Genomic DNA, 15,924 nt, shown 5'->3' with positions numbered 1-15,924 from the left:
TTATGGCTTGTAAGAATTTCAAGATGAATTCGGGGGAATCAATGGCATTAAGGAAAATTTCATGCCGGGTCAACGGCATCACAGTTCAAAAAGAGATTCGCAGTGAGCTGCGGCTGATCGATTTTCTGCGGGAAAATCTCCAGCTTACCGGTGTAAAAGAAGGATGCGGAGAAGGAGAATGCGGAGCTTGCACCGTCTTGTTGAATGGAAATCCGATAAACTCCTGCCTCGTCCTGGCCGTTCAAGCCGAAGGTGCAGACATCCTCACCATCGAGGGACTGGCTGCAAAAGGAGAGTTAAGTCGACTGCAGCAGGCTTTTATCGATTACGGAGCCGTTCAATGCGGGTTCTGCACACCGGGGATGATCTTGTCTGCGAAAGCGCTGCTGGATAAAAATCCGCATCCGACTGAAGAAGAAATCAGGCGGGCAATTTCCGGGAATCTCTGCCGTTGTACCGGTTATCAGGCAATTGTGGATGCCGTGCAGGCTGTCAGCTCCAATATCCCTCATGCGCAGCCGCAGCCTCTTTCACCAGTTCAGGAAAAGGACCGACTACAATAATCTTTTTTTGGCCATGGGCAAGGATTGATCGGCAATCGCTGTCAAAAGTCGGGTTTTGTTCATGACTTCCAGTCAGACCTAACAATTCCTTTTCGGTCATCGCGTAAACAATCCGGCCAACATTCGCCCAGTAAATTCCACCGGTGCACATTGCGCAAGGTTCACAAGATGTATACAGAGAACAGTTCCACAAGAATTCTTTCGGGTACATCTGAGAAGCTGCTCGTACCAGCCCCAATTCGGCGTGCATCGTGCAATCATGCGTTGTAATTTCCATATTCGGCTGTTCTAAAAGGACATTACCCATTGAATCCACCAGGATGGCGCCAAATGGAGTGTTTCCATCCTTTCTGGATTGAAATGATACAGCAATTGCCCTCCGAAGAAAAGCGATATCACGATCATACGTAAAAAAGTCAAACCGTTCGTTATCATTTGTTTCCATATATTTTTTTGTCCATCCATATAATTCATTAGTAATTAATGAGAATTCCCAAGAGAATTTCAAAAGGCTGGTTTATATTCCAAATAGCAGAACTCGTATAGCCTTCCATACGCAACTGAATAATCAAAAAAGGGTATTGTCTTGCTAAAAGTCGGTCAACAATACCCTTTTAAAATCCGAATTGAAATCCGTCACTTCTTCTTTTTCTTGCCTAAATAGGCGGCTCTGATTTCTTCATTCTCCAATAATTCTTTGCCGGTCCCATGCATCGTAATATGCCCGGTCGCAAGGACATAACCGAAATCAGCAGTCCGCAGCGCCATGTTGGCATTCTGTTCAATCAATAAGATTGTGACGCCATCCTGATTGATTTTCCGAATAATTGAGAAGATCTCTTGAACGACGATCGGTGCCAAACCCAGGGAAGGTTCATCCATCATCATTAATTTCGGACGGCTCATTAACGCCCTGCCAACCGCCAGCATCTGCTGTTCACCGCCGGATAAGGTACCGGCTTGCTGCCAGTGACGTTCTTTGAGTCGGGGAAAAATGGAATAGATCCAATCGATATCTTCCTGAATCTGAGATTTATCGGTTCGCAGATAAGCCCCGATTTTCAAGTTTTCCAAAACAGTCATATCGGGAAACGTACGGCGTCCTTCCGGAACCAGCGCAATCCCCTGTCCGACAATCTTATTGGTTGGCAAGCCGACGATATTGGTATCGTTATAAAGGATTTCTCCGCTGTCAGTTTTGACTAATCCAATGATCGAGCGTAATGTGGTACTCTTGCCGGCTCCATTTGCACCAATCAAAGTAACGATTTTCCCCGCCGGAACTTCAAATGAAATATCATTTAAAGCCTTAATTCCGCCATAAGAGACTTTTAAGTGATTGATCTTAAGCATTTTCTTCCACCCCAAGGTACGCTTGAATGACACGATCATTGTTTTGAATATCGGCAGGCAAACCATGTGCGATCATTTTACCAAAATCGAGCACATAAATCCGGTCAGAAATACCCATCACCAGGTCCATATGATGTTCAATCAGAAAAACTGTCAGATTAAAATCCTCTTTCGTTTTTTTGATAAAAGCTGCCAGCTCATCGGTTTCCTGCGGATTCATCCCGGCAGCCGGTTCATCCAGAAGCAATAATGTCGGATTAGTCGCAAGTGCACGAGCAATTTCCAAATGACGCTGTTGCCCATAGGGTAAGGAAGAAGCAATGTCGTTCCGATATGCAGCAAGATTCTGCATTTCCAATAATTCCATAGCTTCTTTCCGCATTTGAATCTCTTCTCTGTAATTCAAATGCATCGCAGTTTTTAGCAGTCCGGATTTTGCATGCATATGCTTTGCGATCAGAACATTTTCAAAAACGGTTAATGCTTTAAACAAACGAATATTTTGAAACGTCCGTGCAATTCCCAGTTTGGTGATCTGATCTGGAGTTTTTCGAACGATTTTTTCACAAATCTGATCCGGATCGCCTTTATATAGTTTTTTCATTTTTCCAGCCGGATGATTAGCCACCATCAGTTCATCATGGAAAAAGACCTTACCATTTGTTGGCTCATAAACACCTGTTACAAAGTTGAATGCAGTTGTTTTTCCGGCGCCGTTCGGTCCAATTAATGCCACAATTTCGTGTTCGTTGACTTCCATTGAAAAGTTATCGACGGCAACGACACCACCGAACTGCATGGTACAGTGCTCGAGTCTTAAAACATTATTTCCCATTCGAAACACCTCCATTCAATTTTTGTTTGCGCGTGAATAAATTTTTGAAAAATCTCACAAGGCCTTCCCAACTGAATTCTTTGGATCCCATTAATCCTTTCGAATAGAAGAGAACCACAACCATTAATAGAACCGAGAAAACAACCATCCGGAATCCCGTTCGAAACAGAGGAACCTGCCAATTTCCTACTTTAAGCGGTTGATCAAAGAATCGCAACCATTCACGGCCTGCCGTGACCAAAAACGAACCTAAAATACTTCCTGTCACGCTTCCCATTCCACCCAACACAACGATCAGTAATATATCGTAAGTCAGGGTTATCTTAAAGGTACCGGAATCAATCGTTCCCATATAGCTGGCCAGCAAACCGCCTGCGACTCCGGTAAAGAATGAACTGATCATGAACGAGGTCAGTTTGTGTTTAAAAAGATTAATTCCCATTGCTTCGGCTGCAGTTTCATCCTCACGAATCGCTTTGAAAGCGCGTCCATAGGAAGAATTAATCAGCAGAACAATAATAAGAATACACAAACAACATAGAGCTATTGGGACAAATATCGATGAAAAACGGGGTATCTTTTTCAGTCCATACGAACCGTTTGTAATCATATTCAACTGCGGGCTTGCAATAATCGATCGAATAATTTCCGAGAAACCTAACGTAGCAATCGCCAGATAATCGCTTTTTAACCGCAACACCGGGATTCCGATTAACCCAGCCAGGATTGCAGCAAATAATCCTCCCAACAGTAAAGCCGGAATGAATGGCAATTCAATTTTCGACAGGAATTCGTTCATACCTGTGACATAAAAAACGCCAGCTCGTGCTTCGACAGGAATTGTCAAAAGCGCCACAGTATAAGCGCCGATCGCCATAAAACCAGCTTGACCTAAGGAGAATAGCCCGGTAAACCCGTTGGTTAAATTCATGGCAACCGCAGCAACTGCATAGATCATACTTCTTTCAATGATGGAGATATCATAGCTGAATTTGCGTTTATTCATCTCTAAAAAAATCAGAATTGCAAGGATTATTGAAACCGCTATGATATTGAAGAGTGTCTTGGTTGATTTTTTCATAGATACTATACCTTCTCCGTAGCTTTTTCACCAAATAATCCGGTAGGCTTTACTAACAACATGACAATCAGCAATATGAATGTAAACGCATCACTAAATGTCGAGAATCCCAGCGCGACTAAAAACGTTTCACCAATTCCAAGTATAAAACCACCGATCATTGCACCAGGGATGCTTCCGATTCCTCCTAATACTGCGGCGACAAAACATTTAAGACCAGGAAGTGATCCGCTGAATGGATTTACCGACATTCGATCCGTAAAATATAAGATCGATCCGATAGCTGCCAACAAAGATCCTATTGCAAATGTAAAACTGACGACAGAATTAATCTTTATTCCCATGATCTCAGCAGTTTCATAATCTTTTGAAACTGCTCTCATCGCCATACCGATTTTTGTTTTATTGATCATCATCACCATGAGAAAAACGAGTACCATGGTTAAGATCGGTGTGAGAAAAGTTACAAAAGATGCCGAAAGAGTGCCAAATTGGAAAATTCGTTTTAAATAGGGAATTTCAGGATAACCTCTTGGAAGTGCAGTAAACAAATATGTCGCAAGATTCTGCAATAATAACGAAACGCCAATCGCTGAGATCATGATCGACATACGCGGAGCAGATCGCAGCGGTTTATAAGCCAATCGTTCAATCACAATTCCAATAACGACTGTTCCAATTAATACAATCGGTATTGCAATATACCATGGAAAATCGGCCAATGTAAAAATCATCAGATATCCGGCAATCATAAAAAGATCGCCATGAGCAAAGTTTATCAACCTCAAAATCCCGTAGACCATCGTGTAACCAATTGCAATTAAAGCATATGCACCGCCTAAAGAGATTCCGGTCAGACAATGTTGCAAAAAAGTAGCTAAACTCATAGAATCAACTTCTCCTTTTCAGCTAAGACTCGCTTACACTATCATTGATTCGAAATATGAGAAAGCTTATTGGTTGTGGTGTAGTTTTTGCTTTGTAGACAAAACAAGACCGAAACAAACGCTTTCTCTCAATAAAAGATATTTCTAAATCTTAAATTACTGGTTCGCTATGGTAGTCATTGCAGAATCTTTCGCATGGAAGAATATCGTAATCAATACCTAAAAAGGTGCCTGTGGCACCTTTTTATCTCGCTGGATAATTCTGTGTTGCCCAGAAACTTAAAGAAAGCGAGTCCAGGCAACACCATTTTCCCAACATAGTTACAAATTATTCTGCAACCGTCACTGTCTGCAAGAATTTGAATGCGCCGCCTTCGACTGTCTTAATTACTGCCAGTTGTTTTACAGCGTCACCATTCTCATCGAATGAAATTTGACCAGTTACACCGTTAAATTCGGTTGTTACCAATGCATCGCGAATGGCAACTGAATCAACTGAATCGGCATTTTTGATTGCTGTTAAAATCGCCAGATAAGCATCATATCCAAGAGCAGAAACTGCCGGAATCACGTCTGGTTGATTATTCTTGACAAGATATTCTTTAAATCCGGGAACGAATTTCTTCGCTTCATCGGTAGCAGGATCTGCTTCATCAAAGAATGTGGAAAGAACAATACCTTCGGCATCTGCACCAGCATTTTCGATAATGGTCACATTTTCCCATGTATCGCCACCCATAATTTTTGCGGTAATTCCTAATTCACGAGCCTGTTTGATAATCAACGGAGCTGTGGCAATGGATGATGGAGCAAAAATTACATCCGGATTGGCTGCTTTTACGTTGGTAAGGATTGCCTTGAAATCGGTTTGATTGGTCTGGAATTGTTCCTGAGAAACGACAGAACCTTCACCAGCCAATTTTGTAAACGCGTTCACAAAGAAGCTTCCCAAACCTGAGGAATAATCATCGCCGAGTTGTGTAATGACAGCTGCAGTCTTGGCGCCATTCTGAAATGCATAGTTTGCCATAACAGTACCCTGGAAAGGATCCAGGAAAGCAACGCGGAAATAGTAATCATTGCCTAATGTAACCTGAGGATTGGTACAAGATGCGCCCATCGCAGGAATCTGTGCTTCAGCAAAGATTTCACCCGCAGCAATCGAAACACCGGAACCATAGGAACCAACTACTGCCTTAACACCCTGGCTAACGAGGTTTTGAGCAGCGGTTACTGCTTCAGTCTTATCACTCTTGTTGTCAACCTCAAAAAGCTTTATGTTATAGGTCTTTCCACCGACTTCGACTGTTGGATAGACTTCATTTGCATAGCGGATACCAAGGACTTCCTGGAAACCGCCACCGCCGTTTTCGCCAGTTACAGGTTCAAAAACGCCGATGGTAATCTCGTCATCCGCTGCGTATGCAAAGCCAGTCAGCATTGCTGCAAAAACAACTACAAGAACAAATAATGAAGCAAACTTTTTCATATTCCTCCCTTATATTTATGCCAAAACGATGAACCGTCTGGCGTTTAAAACAATATAGCGCATTGATGTGTTTGTACCTGAAAAATTATAGCATGCAAGATCAGGATTGACAATATTTTCATCAATTCGAAATTTGCGTGAACAGAAATAGTAAATGCAACTTGGAATAAAGAAAAAGGGAAACCTGTTTGGGGGTAGCGATCGTTTTTTCACTTTTTTTTTTGCATTAAACACTTACGGTACTTTTTTTCATAGAATCACCCTGTTGTTTGCCATTCCAACATTACATCCGTTGCAGAGGCGAAGCGTCCGACAACCGTCTCGATCTTCACCATGAATCGCTCATGTCGGATGCTTCGCCCTTACGATACGAGACCCTGACGATAGATTAGATAAACAGCTAATTTCCCGCCGCTACGGGATTCAATCTCACGCGGAATATTCAAGGACAATGGGACTATTCACGGCAAAGTTCCCGGATACTTCTCCTCCTTTTATGGGCTTTGAGTGTGCGGATGATTTGTTCTTCTGTATACCGTTCCCGTATGTCGTCGCTCCTCCTAATCTTCTATGCGACTAACATTCGTAACAGTACATTTTTCGGGAAGCAGATCATTTCGAATTGCAATTGCAATTAATTTCGGTTCCAATGATAAACTTATTAAATCAATAGAAAGCAGTCCGCTTCAGCAATTCAAAATATGGATTGCTCTATCGAATAAAGGATGGAAATAGGTTGTTCTTATGCTTTTTTTACTTCACGTAAAAGCATAAGAACAATAAAGAATTAATTCCGTATTACGGATCGCTGCTAATCAATTGAGTACGATTGCCTCTATTGTAATTTTGCTCATATTGAATTGCTTAGTACACTTTTCTAATTATTGAAAGAAGGAGATTATCATGACCGTGAGATCTGCCCATGCCGAATGGAAAGGCACATTAAAAGAAGGTCGGGGAACGATGAAATTAGGAAGCGGAGCTTATGAAGGTTCCTATTCATTTTCTTCCCGATTTGAAGAAGCGCCGGGAACGAATCCGGAAGAATTGATCGGCGCAGCTCATGCAGGCTGTTTTACCATGTTCCTATCTGCATTACTCACAGATGCCGGTTTTCCGCCAAAACAACTGCATACTACTGCAAAGGTGCATTTAAAAGCCGGTCCGATTATCGCAGCGATTGATTTAACGACAGAAGGAATTGTCCCAGGTATTCAGGAATCTGAATTCCTCAAATTAGCTGAATCTGCAAAGAAGGATTGTCCAGTATCCAAGGCGCTTTCTGCAGTAGAAATTAACCTTTCTGCAAAACTAATCGTATAAGGGGAAGCTGTTTTCCAATCTGGATTCTTGTTGTAGATCCAAGGAACTCTTTTTCAAAGCATCGATCAGATTTTATGTATCGTTGCCATAATTCATAAGATACTCAAACGGAAGAAAATCGAAAATCTCGGTTTTCTTCCGTTTCTACGAATCGAACTATTGACCAGCGATTCGACATTTGGGGAAAAAATTGCTTTTGTTTCTATTTTTTACGATTATTTTGAGAAAAAAAATGATGACGATTATTATCATTAACCACATCGAACAAATTTCAGACTCACTCCTAAACGAGGCCATTTTATGAGCACGATCGACCTGGCAAAATATGGTCTGACCGATCGATATGAAACCTTGATGCGCCAATATCCGGAATATTCTGTCGGACGCATCGTGTCACAGGAAAAAGGGTTTTATCGAGTCATTACATCATGCGGTGAACAGATCGCGGAAATCTCAGGCAAGTACCGTTACCAGATTAATACTCCTTCAGAATACCCTGCTGTAGGAGATTTCGTCATGCTCAACAGCATCGAAAACAGCAATCGTGCAGTCATTCATCAAATTTTGCCGAGGAAAAGTGTTTTCATGCGGAAAAATGCCGGAACCAATTTCACGGAACAGGTTGTAGCTGCCAATATTGATACGTTATTTATCTGCATGTCCCTGAACAATGATTTCAATTTGAGACGCCTGGAACGCTTCCTCTCCATCGGATGGAACAGCGGCGCTGTTCCAGTGATTGTACTGACGAAAGCCGACCTTTGTGATGATGTCAAGAGCAAACAATACGAGGTTGAGCTGACAGCAAACGGCGCCGATGTGCTGATTACATCGAGTATGGGAAAAGACGGATATCAAAAAATTCTGCCATATCTCAAAGAAGGAGTAACAACAGCAATGCTTGGATCCTCTGGTGTTGGAAAATCCACTTTGATCAATCTGCTACTTGGTAAAAACCATCAGGATACCCAAGAAATCCGCGGTGACGATAAAGGCCGTCATACAACAACGCGCCGAGAATTGATATTGTTGCCATCAGGCGGAATGATCATAGACACTCCCGGCATCCGTGAACTTGGAATGTGGGATTCAGCGAGTGGTTTGGAAAAGACTTTTACTGATATTGAAGCGATTATAAATGATTGCCGCTACAAAGATTGCACCCATACTTGTGAACCGGGTTGTGCCGTCCTTTCTGCAATCCAAAACGGGAATCTTTCTGCTGAACGATGGAAATCGTATCAGAAATTGCAGTCGGAAAACGCTTTCATGGAAGATGCGAAAGATTACTTCACAAAGAAGGAAAAAAAATATAAAGAAATCGCTAAACTGAATAAATCACTTCGAAAATAAACCGGAGAGAGAATGATCCTATATACAAAAAGCAGAAAATATGAAACATCTGAATTTATGACAAAAATTATGGGACCAAATCCGATAAAAATTTTAGAGGAATTATTACTCAATCATCAAATCCCTGTTGGCAGTCTTGTCTGCGATTTGGGCTGCGGGCAAGGATTAACCAGCTTGTTTCTGGTGAAAGAATACAATTTCAATGTTTGGGCGGCAGATCTCTGGAGTAATCCAGAAGAAAACCGTCATTTTTTTGAAGAGCATGGGCTGTCAGACCAGAAAATACATCCTGTCAAAATGGATGCGCTCCATCTGAATTTCGAAAAAGATTTTTTTGATGCTGTCGTAAGCATTGATTCTTACCATTATTTTGGGCATGATCCAAAATATCTTGATGAAAAGTTATTGCCATTTCTGAAACCTGGCGGATATGTGTACATAGCGATACCTGGGATGAAGAAAGATTGTCATCAGAACTTACCGAAAGCGTTGCTTTTGTCATGGACACCAGAACAATTGGATACCATTCACGATACCATCTATTGGGAAAATATCGTTCACCAAAGCCGCTCTGCAGAAGTCATTTCTGTACATGAAATGGAGAGCAATGAGGAAGTTTGGGCAGATTGGTTAAAACAAAACAATCCGTATGTGATCGAAGATCGAGCATCGATGAACGCTGGCGGTGGAAAATACATGAATTTTGTCGCAATGATCCTTCGAAAACGGGTAAATTCTTAAAACTGGCGATAAATTACTTCTTCAAAGCAATTCAAATAATCGTGAAGATTCGTTGTTATTGGGATGATTTTGCGCAAAGCGAAAATCATCCCAATAACAAATTTACTCCGATGGATTCGAATAGCAATTCGATATTTCGATTTAGTTTCGAAAAATAAACAACCAATCTGATTCCCATCAGTTTTTTTTTACAAATACCAGGTTCTTATTGCCATCACAGCTTTTTCATGAGATGATACGAAACGTATCGTTATCGTGAAAGCCCGTTTCTTGTTTGATTTCACTTTCCAAAAGAGAATACGAATGCAATCCGGAATTGCATAGTATCTAAGAAAGAAGGTTAATCAAACGATGGAATTTACATGGATAGCAACATGGTTGAATACTGCATTCGCCAGCTTTGATTTTGCTATCATGAATGCAATGCATTCACTGGCACAGACAACCGGCGGGATCTTATCTCCGGTGATGAAAGGAATCAGTCTGATTGGAGAAAAAGGGTTGCTGATTTTCCTGACAGCAGCAATTTTGATGTGTTTTTCAACAACTCGGAAAACCGGGATTTGTCTTTTTGGTGCAGTTTGTTGCGGAGCACTGATTTCGAATGTCCTTATAAAAGATGAGGTAGCCCGATTAAGACCGTTTGAATCGGGAACGATATTCAAAAGCTGGTGGCAGTATATTGGCGCACCATTCGAAGAAGATTTTTCATTTCCTTCCGGACATGTTACCGCTGCAATGTCCGGGATGATGGCGCTTTATTTTGCAAGGGGAAAGAAATTTCTCATCCCGGCTGTTGTTTATGTTTTGCTGATGAGTATTTCCCGGATTTATCTGATGGTGCATTACCCTTCCGATGTCATTGCAGCATTGCTGATCGGACTTTTTTCAGCAGGAATCGCGTATACAATCACCCGTAATACGTATAAAATTCTTGTTAAATATCAGAAAATACGTTTCTGTTCCTTTGTATTAAAATTCGATTTGAGACATCTTATTAGCCATTTATTGATGTCCGATTCAATCCAATAAAAAACAATAAATCGGATTGCTGCCGTTTTTTCACCCGATAGTTTTTTTAAACAACAGCAATCCTTTTCAGTTTTTGGTGAAATGAAATCATCAACTGGTTCAGTATCTTTTTCAATAATATCAAAAAGAATTCCGAAATTTAAGAAGGTTTATTTGATCTTAAACACCTGCACACGAAAGGAGCAAATTCAATTTTCGAAAAATAGCAAAGAAAGTCGAGAAGCATTCATTTTCTGGCTTTAGAATGATGATGTTTGGAGATGAAAAGATGCAGGAACAAATTTTGGCTGTACAGAAAATGCAGGATTACATCGACACCCATCTGCAAGATGAGATCACGATGGCTGATCTATCTCGGGTATCGTTCTTTTCGCCATGGTATTCTTATCGCTTATTTCAACAGTATACCGGTCTGACACCGTCTGCATACATCCGCCGTTTACGCCTCTCAAAATCCGCATTGTATTTGAAAAATCATGGTTTACGGATTGCTGATGTCGCATTTGAACTTGGTTTCGGAAGTGTAGATGGGTATCAGAGAGCATTTTTTCGAGAATTTGGCTGTAATCCCAGTGAATACGTCAAAGAATCGATTCCGATCATCCTTTTCAATCCATATGGTGTTAAATTCAGAGAAGTCAGAAAGGAACCTGTTACTATGGAAAACTTACAATGTGTTTTTGTGCAGGCGATCCGAAAACCGGAACGCAAAGTCCTTGTCAAACGTGGTCTTCAGGCAGAAGATTACTTTTCTTACTGCGAGGAGGTAGGTTGCGACGTGTGGAATCTTCTATTGAGTATGAATTCATTAGATGGTGAACCGGTTTCAATGTGGTTGCCGGAATTTTATAAGAAACCGCATACCTCAACCTATGTGCAGGGTGTCGAAGTGACTCCCGATTATCATGGTGTTATACCGGAAGGATTTGACGTTATTATCCTTCCGGAAAAAGAATATCTTATGTTTCAGGGGGAACCATTCGAAGAAGAGAAATATTGCGAAGCCATTCAAGCAGTGCAACAGGCGATGGACCGATACGATCCTTCCATCATTGGTTTTGAATGGGATGATTCAAGTCCACGCATCCAATTGGAACCACGAGGAATCCGCGGTTACATCGAACTTCGTGCTGTTAAAAGAAAAAATGGAATAGCCTGAATGTACTAAAAAGGTTTTAATTACAGAAGATTTCAATAATTATTAAATTGATTTTTAAACAATTTTTTTTCAGGATTATTGATTTGTTTTCTGGAAACGGTATGTGTTTGTTCATGCCGTTTCGATTTTTTTTTAATTTTCCTTTAATATTAAGAATTTCAAATTTCTTGGAAGCAAATATGTTCGAAAGGTCGAATAATATTTTAAGTTAATTAAATAAATCTTGCGTATTCATCCTTATTTCGCAGAAATTGAGATTTTCTTTAATCAGCATTGTTTATAAATGTTATCATTAATGTTTTTTCTGATAACCCGAAGGAGAACAATGAATTACTCTTCGAAACATTTCAGAAAAATAACAAGAATTTCCAAATCCAACCTTTTCGGCTATCTGAGTAATCGTAAAATTTTTTGACAAAATTAGAGGAATACTCTTTTGGATCCGATAATCAATCAGATAACCAACCGGTGATTGCTTCATCACTTTTTTAAACAATCTGCAGCATTCACTTTTGCTAACATTCGCCGATTCAGCGATATCTTCCAAGGTCAATTTTTCAGTGTAATTATCCTGTATAAAGGCAAGCATCCGCTTCATCTGCTGTATATTTTTTGCTTCAAAGAGTTTTCGATTCTGTAAAAAAGGAAATGTTCCGTTATAAAAGATTGACCAGAATTCACATAATTTTCCTTTAATGGTCAAGTCGTAACCAATTTCGTGTTTCTGGTAAATCTGACTGATTTTTTCAAGAATCTCCAAAAGCGAATTCTGCCAATCGACCTCGGGATCAAATAAGAAAGAAGGAAAATCATTCGAATCGGTTAACTCATCGATGTAATGATTCAATTTGCTATTTTCATGGCTCAAAATGAGAATTGGGTTAAAGACGATTGAATAAAAAACGCAATCTCGATCAGGATAAGGGCGCGCTGTATGTAAACTTTTCGAATTTACAAAAACACCCGAACCTGCTTTTAATTCATAAATTTTATCATTTACCTGATATTCCATTTCACCGTTTTGAACAATCGTTAATTCCAATTCTGAATGCCAGTGTGGATCAACAAATCCATGTTCAAATATGGAAAGAATATTATAAAAAATTTCTAATGGAAATGAATAATCTCCAAAAACACGTTCTTCCATCAGGTTTTCATTTCGAATGATAAAATTTGCCATCAATCCTTCAATCTGTTTTCTGAATTAAACTATTAACTTTTTATTCAGTAATTCGAAATTCAGAATGCCTTTTCAAATATGAAGAAGTAATTTATTTTTATTTTTTTCCCTGAAACGGGTGAAATATACAAAAAATATTTCGAATTGCCTGTTATCATTCTCGTTTTTACTACAAAACATTCTTAAATCAAAATTGTTCAATAAAAGATCCAAACTCGCAATACCGATGATATGCCTTATTCAAGGCATCTTTTTTTGAATGGTCTGGATAATATGTTTTCTCAAATCCCTCACAGATTTGTTTCTGAGCTTGTTGAATTGTTGAATATAAACCACCGGCAACTGCAGCATAAATTGCTGCTCCGGTAGCACAAGTCTGGTCCGAAGAAGCAATATTGATTGGATATGAAAGGACGTCTGCCATTAATTGCATTACATATGCGGATTTTTTTGCAATTCCTCCAACTGCAATCATCTGATCGATCCTTAAACCTTCATTTGTCCAGCTTTCTACAATTCTTCTGAGTCCAAAAATTGTCCCCAAGACTAACGATTGAAAAATCAAAGGAGCATCTGAAGACAGGGAGAGTCCGCAAATAGCTCCCTTAACATATTCGTTGGAATAAGGATATCTCCTACCATTAAACCAATCCAACGCTGTCATTGCGCCAGTTATTTCAAGATTACCAGCATTATATGCCAGTTCATCAATGAGTTTTTCATTGAGTTCATTTATCAATAATTGTTTTTGATTTTCCAAAATAACTGATGAACGATTCAATAAATTCGATAAAGGCCACATCAGTAAACTTGTAAACCAAGCATAGATATCACCGAATGCCGCCTGACCTGCTTCGATACCAACAAGTCCTGGCAAAATCGAATCTTCTGCTTGTCCGCTTGCGTAAACTATATTCTTCCCTTTTAATTGTTCCGGATCACTAACCATCATGTCAACGGTGGAGGTTCCAACATTTGTAACGAATATATTTCTGTCAATCCCAGCGCCAACTGCACCAGCATGGGCATCAATAGAACTTCCTCCAATAATCGTATCGATTGACAAACCCAATCGATCAGCCCATTCTGCACAAATGTATCCCACTTTTTGATCAGAAGGTTTCGGTTCCTGTCCATAGTTTTCATGAATCTTTGCTAAATATGGATCAATTTGATTCAGACACTCACGGTCTGGTAATCCATGCCATTCGCTATGCCACAAAGCTTTATGGCCTGCAGCACAGGAACATCGATACATTAATAAAGGATCTGCTTGCCCTGACAAAATTGCAGGAATCCAATCACAATGTTCAACCCACGAAAAAGACGCCTCTTTTACTTTTGGGTCGACTCGATATGTATGCAGAATTTTTGCCCAAAACCATTCCGAACTGTAAGTTCCCTGGTATTTCGTATAATTAATTCCTCGAAAATTTGAAAAAGCTTTATTAATTTCAAGAGATTCTTCAATTGCAGAATGATCTTTCCATAGATGAAACATCGCATTTTCATTTTCAGAAAATTCTTCAAGCATCGCTAGAGGAACACCTTGTCGATTGACTGGGCATGGAGTTGAGCCTGTCGCATCAATTGAAATACTTAAAACTTGTTCTCGAACCGTTGCTCCAGCTTGGTCAAGAGCATTCTTGATGCATATTTCCATGCTTTCAAGATAATCCAAAGGATGTTGCCTGAATATTTTCATCTCAGCGTTCTGATATAATCCGCTTTTCCAGCGTGGGTATCTACATTCACCCGTTCCTAATTTTTCTCCGTTTTTACCATTGATGACAACAGATCTGACTGAATCACTTCCGAAATCAACTCCGATCACAACATTTTTTTCCATAAGGTTCCCGATATTGCAAAGTTTCATAATTATTTTTAAAAATTTATCAGATCTATTCAACAATAAAGATCTCGTAAAATCATAGATAAATTTAATTATTTTGAATTATTTCGATTTTTAAACAGGTCAATTCCGACTGCCATAATAATGACGATACCTTTGATCACCATTTGAACATAAGATGAAATATGAAGCAGGTTCAAACCATTGCTTAAGACTCCGATTACCAATGCACCTATTAATGTTCCACTAATTGTACCTATTCCACCGGTAAAGCTTGTTCCACCCAAAACTGCCGCTGCAATAGCATCGGATTCATATCCTTGTCCGGCAGTTGGTTGACCGGAATACATCCGGGATGCAAGTATAATACCAGCCAATGCTGAAAGCAGTGCAGAAATAATATAGACGCGAACAACTAAACCATTGAGTTTGATACCTGTAAACTTTGCAGCAGTTGCGTTTCCTCCGATTGCATACATACGTCTTCCGAATCTTGTGCGATATAGAATCACAGAAATTACCAGCATTACAACAACAACTATATAAATCGGAACTGGGATCCCAACAAGGTAACTGTTGCCTATCGTCGTGAAAACTTTATTCGTACTGGCAACGGATCTTCCATCTGTAATAATGTAAGCAATTCCACGAACTACACCCTGCATGGACAATGTCACTATAAATGCCGGCATTCCAGTATAAGCAACAATAACTCCATTTATCAAACCGACAAGACCTCCTAAAAATAAGGCCAGTAAAACTGCTAATGCAATTGGAAATCCAGCTTCAATCAACATAACAACTGCTACACCGCTTGCTCCAACAACTGAGCCAACCGTTAAATCAATTCCACCTACGATTAATACAAATGTCATTCCAAATGCCAATAAGACATTAATACAAATTTGTCGTAATACAGTCAGAAGATTTTTACCGGTCATAAAATAATCAGTTGTAAATGTCAAAACAACACATAAGGCTAACAAACCGATTAGAATTCCTAAATTATTCTTAACAAAAGTCGAAACTGGATTCTTCTTTAAATAATTACTATTTACACCAATACTTTTGTTCAT

15 protein-coding genes are annotated in these 15,924 nt (G+C 39.8%); 6 read left to right on the top strand and 9 right to left on the bottom strand.

Annotation, left to right across the window (positions count from 1 at the left end; translation table 11 throughout):
- Positions 1–41 precede the first annotated feature (41 nt).
- Positions 42–563 carry a (2Fe-2S)-binding protein gene (locus ATC1_RS07775; protein WP_082174834.1) on the top strand — a complete coding sequence of 174 codons (522 nt, stop codon included), beginning with the start codon at positions 42–44 and terminating at the stop codon, positions 561–563.
- On the opposite strand, the gene ATC1_RS07770 is transcribed toward ATC1_RS07775, so the two are convergent.
- The 6 genes from ATC1_RS07770 to ATC1_RS07745 all read right to left on the bottom strand — a co-directional run bounded on the left by ATC1_RS07770 (position 493) and on the right by ATC1_RS07745 (position 6,160).
- Complete coding sequence (locus tag ATC1_RS07770; protein ID WP_062279974.1) at positions 493–1,008, bottom strand: nucleoside deaminase; 516 nt, start codon at positions 1,006–1,008, stop codon at positions 493–495. The genes ATC1_RS07775 and ATC1_RS07770 overlap by 71 nt on opposite strands.
- Before the next feature lie 191 nt (positions 1,009–1,199).
- On the bottom strand, positions 1,200–1,916 hold the full coding sequence (locus ATC1_RS07765; protein WP_062279971.1) for an ABC transporter ATP-binding protein: 717 nt from the start codon (positions 1,914–1,916) through the stop codon (positions 1,200–1,202).
- Positions 1,909–2,751, bottom strand: a complete 843-nt coding sequence (locus ATC1_RS07760; RefSeq protein WP_062279968.1) for an ABC transporter ATP-binding protein — start codon at positions 2,749–2,751, stop codon at positions 1,909–1,911. The genes ATC1_RS07765 and ATC1_RS07760 overlap by 8 nt, the downstream gene beginning before the upstream one ends.
- Positions 2,741–3,841, bottom strand: a complete 1,101-nt coding sequence (locus ATC1_RS07755; RefSeq protein WP_062279965.1) for a branched-chain amino acid ABC transporter permease — start codon at positions 3,839–3,841, stop codon at positions 2,741–2,743. The genes ATC1_RS07760 and ATC1_RS07755 overlap by 11 nt, the downstream gene beginning before the upstream one ends.
- Positions 3,838–4,719, bottom strand: a complete 882-nt coding sequence (locus ATC1_RS07750; RefSeq protein WP_062279963.1) for a branched-chain amino acid ABC transporter permease — start codon at positions 4,717–4,719, stop codon at positions 3,838–3,840. Before ATC1_RS07750 ends, ATC1_RS07755 begins: the two co-directional genes overlap by 4 nt.
- Positions 4,720–5,047: 328 nt before the next feature.
- Entirely contained in the window at positions 5,048–6,160 is a 1,113-nt protein-coding gene (locus ATC1_RS07745) for an ABC transporter substrate-binding protein (protein ID WP_407920570.1), read from the bottom strand.
- Between the two features lie 951 nt (positions 6,161–7,111).
- Between ATC1_RS07745 and ATC1_RS07735 the strand changes: the two genes are divergently transcribed.
- From ATC1_RS07735 to ATC1_RS07715, 5 genes are all read left to right on the top strand, one after another.
- Positions 7,112–7,531, top strand: coding sequence for an OsmC family protein (locus ATC1_RS07735; RefSeq protein WP_062279954.1), 420 nt, complete (start codon positions 7,112–7,114; stop codon positions 7,529–7,531).
- Positions 7,532–7,831: 300 nt separating this feature from the next.
- Complete coding sequence (rsgA, locus tag ATC1_RS07730) at positions 7,832–8,884, top strand: ribosome small subunit-dependent GTPase A (RefSeq protein ID WP_062279951.1); 1,053 nt, start codon at positions 7,832–7,834, stop codon at positions 8,882–8,884.
- 15 nt (positions 8,885–8,899) lie between these two features.
- Positions 8,900–9,625 carry an SAM-dependent methyltransferase gene (locus ATC1_RS07725; RefSeq protein WP_062284008.1) on the top strand — a complete coding sequence of 242 codons (726 nt, stop codon included), beginning with the start codon at positions 8,900–8,902 and terminating at the stop codon, positions 9,623–9,625.
- A 351-nt stretch (positions 9,626–9,976) separates the two neighbouring features.
- Complete coding sequence (locus tag ATC1_RS07720; protein WP_062279948.1) at positions 9,977–10,657, top strand: phosphatase PAP2 family protein; 681 nt, start codon at positions 9,977–9,979, stop codon at positions 10,655–10,657.
- A 268-nt stretch (positions 10,658–10,925) separates the two neighbouring features.
- Complete coding sequence (locus ATC1_RS07715; RefSeq protein WP_082174708.1) at positions 10,926–11,816, top strand: helix-turn-helix transcriptional regulator; 891 nt, start codon at positions 10,926–10,928, stop codon at positions 11,814–11,816.
- A 292-nt stretch (positions 11,817–12,108) separates the two neighbouring features.
- Here ATC1_RS07715 and ATC1_RS07710 read toward each other — a convergent pair whose 3' ends face one another.
- The 3 genes from ATC1_RS07710 to ATC1_RS07700 form a co-directional block, all read right to left on the bottom strand.
- Complete coding sequence (locus tag ATC1_RS07710; RefSeq protein ID WP_062279942.1) at positions 12,109–12,996, bottom strand: AraC family transcriptional regulator; 888 nt, start codon at positions 12,994–12,996, stop codon at positions 12,109–12,111.
- A 187-nt stretch (positions 12,997–13,183) separates the two neighbouring features.
- Entirely contained in the window at positions 13,184–14,845 is a 1,662-nt protein-coding gene (locus ATC1_RS07705; protein ID WP_082174833.1) for a ribulokinase, read from the bottom strand.
- Between the two features lie 95 nt (positions 14,846–14,940).
- Positions 14,941–15,924 carry an ABC transporter permease gene (locus ATC1_RS07700; RefSeq protein WP_062279936.1) on the bottom strand — a complete coding sequence of 328 codons (984 nt, stop codon included), beginning with the start codon at positions 15,922–15,924 and terminating at the stop codon, positions 14,941–14,943.

Origin of the sequence: Flexilinea flocculi (assembly GCF_001192795.1) — a bacterium.
GTDB lineage: Bacteria > Chloroflexota > Anaerolineae > Anaerolineales > Anaerolineaceae > Flexilinea > Flexilinea flocculi.
The sequence above is the reverse complement of the archived record's forward strand: the minus strand, read 5'-3'. Positions and strand labels throughout refer to the sequence as shown.

Excerpts from the sequence above, each read along its gene's own strand:
- ATC1_RS07775 (WP_082174834.1), top strand. The coding sequence starts at position 42 with ATGGCATTAAGGAAAATTTCATGCCGGGTCAACGGCATCACAGTTCAA.
- ATC1_RS07770 (WP_062279974.1), bottom strand. The coding sequence starts at position 1,008 with ATGGAAACAAATGATAACGAACGGTTTGACTTTTTTACGTATGATCGT.
- ATC1_RS07765 (WP_062279971.1), bottom strand. The coding sequence starts at position 1,916 with ATGCTTAAGATCAATCACTTAAAAGTCTCTTATGGCGGAATTAAGGCT.
- ATC1_RS07760 (WP_062279968.1), bottom strand. The coding sequence starts at position 2,751 with ATGGGAAATAATGTTTTAAGACTCGAGCACTGTACCATGCAGTTCGGT.
- ATC1_RS07750 (WP_062279963.1), bottom strand. The coding sequence starts at position 4,719 with ATGAGTTTAGCTACTTTTTTGCAACATTGTCTGACCGGAATCTCTTTA.
- ATC1_RS07745 (WP_407920570.1), bottom strand. The coding sequence starts at position 6,160 with ATGCTGACTGGCTTTGCATACGCAGCGGATGACGAGATTACCATCGGC.
- ATC1_RS07735 (WP_062279954.1), top strand. The coding sequence starts at position 7,112 with ATGACCGTGAGATCTGCCCATGCCGAATGGAAAGGCACATTAAAAGAA.
- rsgA (WP_062279951.1), top strand. The coding sequence starts at position 7,832 with ATGAGCACGATCGACCTGGCAAAATATGGTCTGACCGATCGATATGAA.
- ATC1_RS07720 (WP_062279948.1), top strand. The coding sequence starts at position 9,977 with ATGGAATTTACATGGATAGCAACATGGTTGAATACTGCATTCGCCAGC.
- ATC1_RS07715 (WP_082174708.1), top strand. The coding sequence starts at position 10,926 with ATGCAGGAACAAATTTTGGCTGTACAGAAAATGCAGGATTACATCGAC.
- ATC1_RS07710 (WP_062279942.1), bottom strand. The coding sequence starts at position 12,996 with ATGGCAAATTTTATCATTCGAAATGAAAACCTGATGGAAGAACGTGTT.
- ATC1_RS07705 (WP_082174833.1), bottom strand. The coding sequence starts at position 14,845 with ATGGAAAAAAATGTTGTGATCGGAGTTGATTTCGGAAGTGATTCAGTC.
- ATC1_RS07700 (WP_062279936.1), bottom strand. The coding sequence starts at position 15,924 with ATGAACAAAAGTATTGGTGTAAATAGTAATTATTTAAAGAAGAATCCA.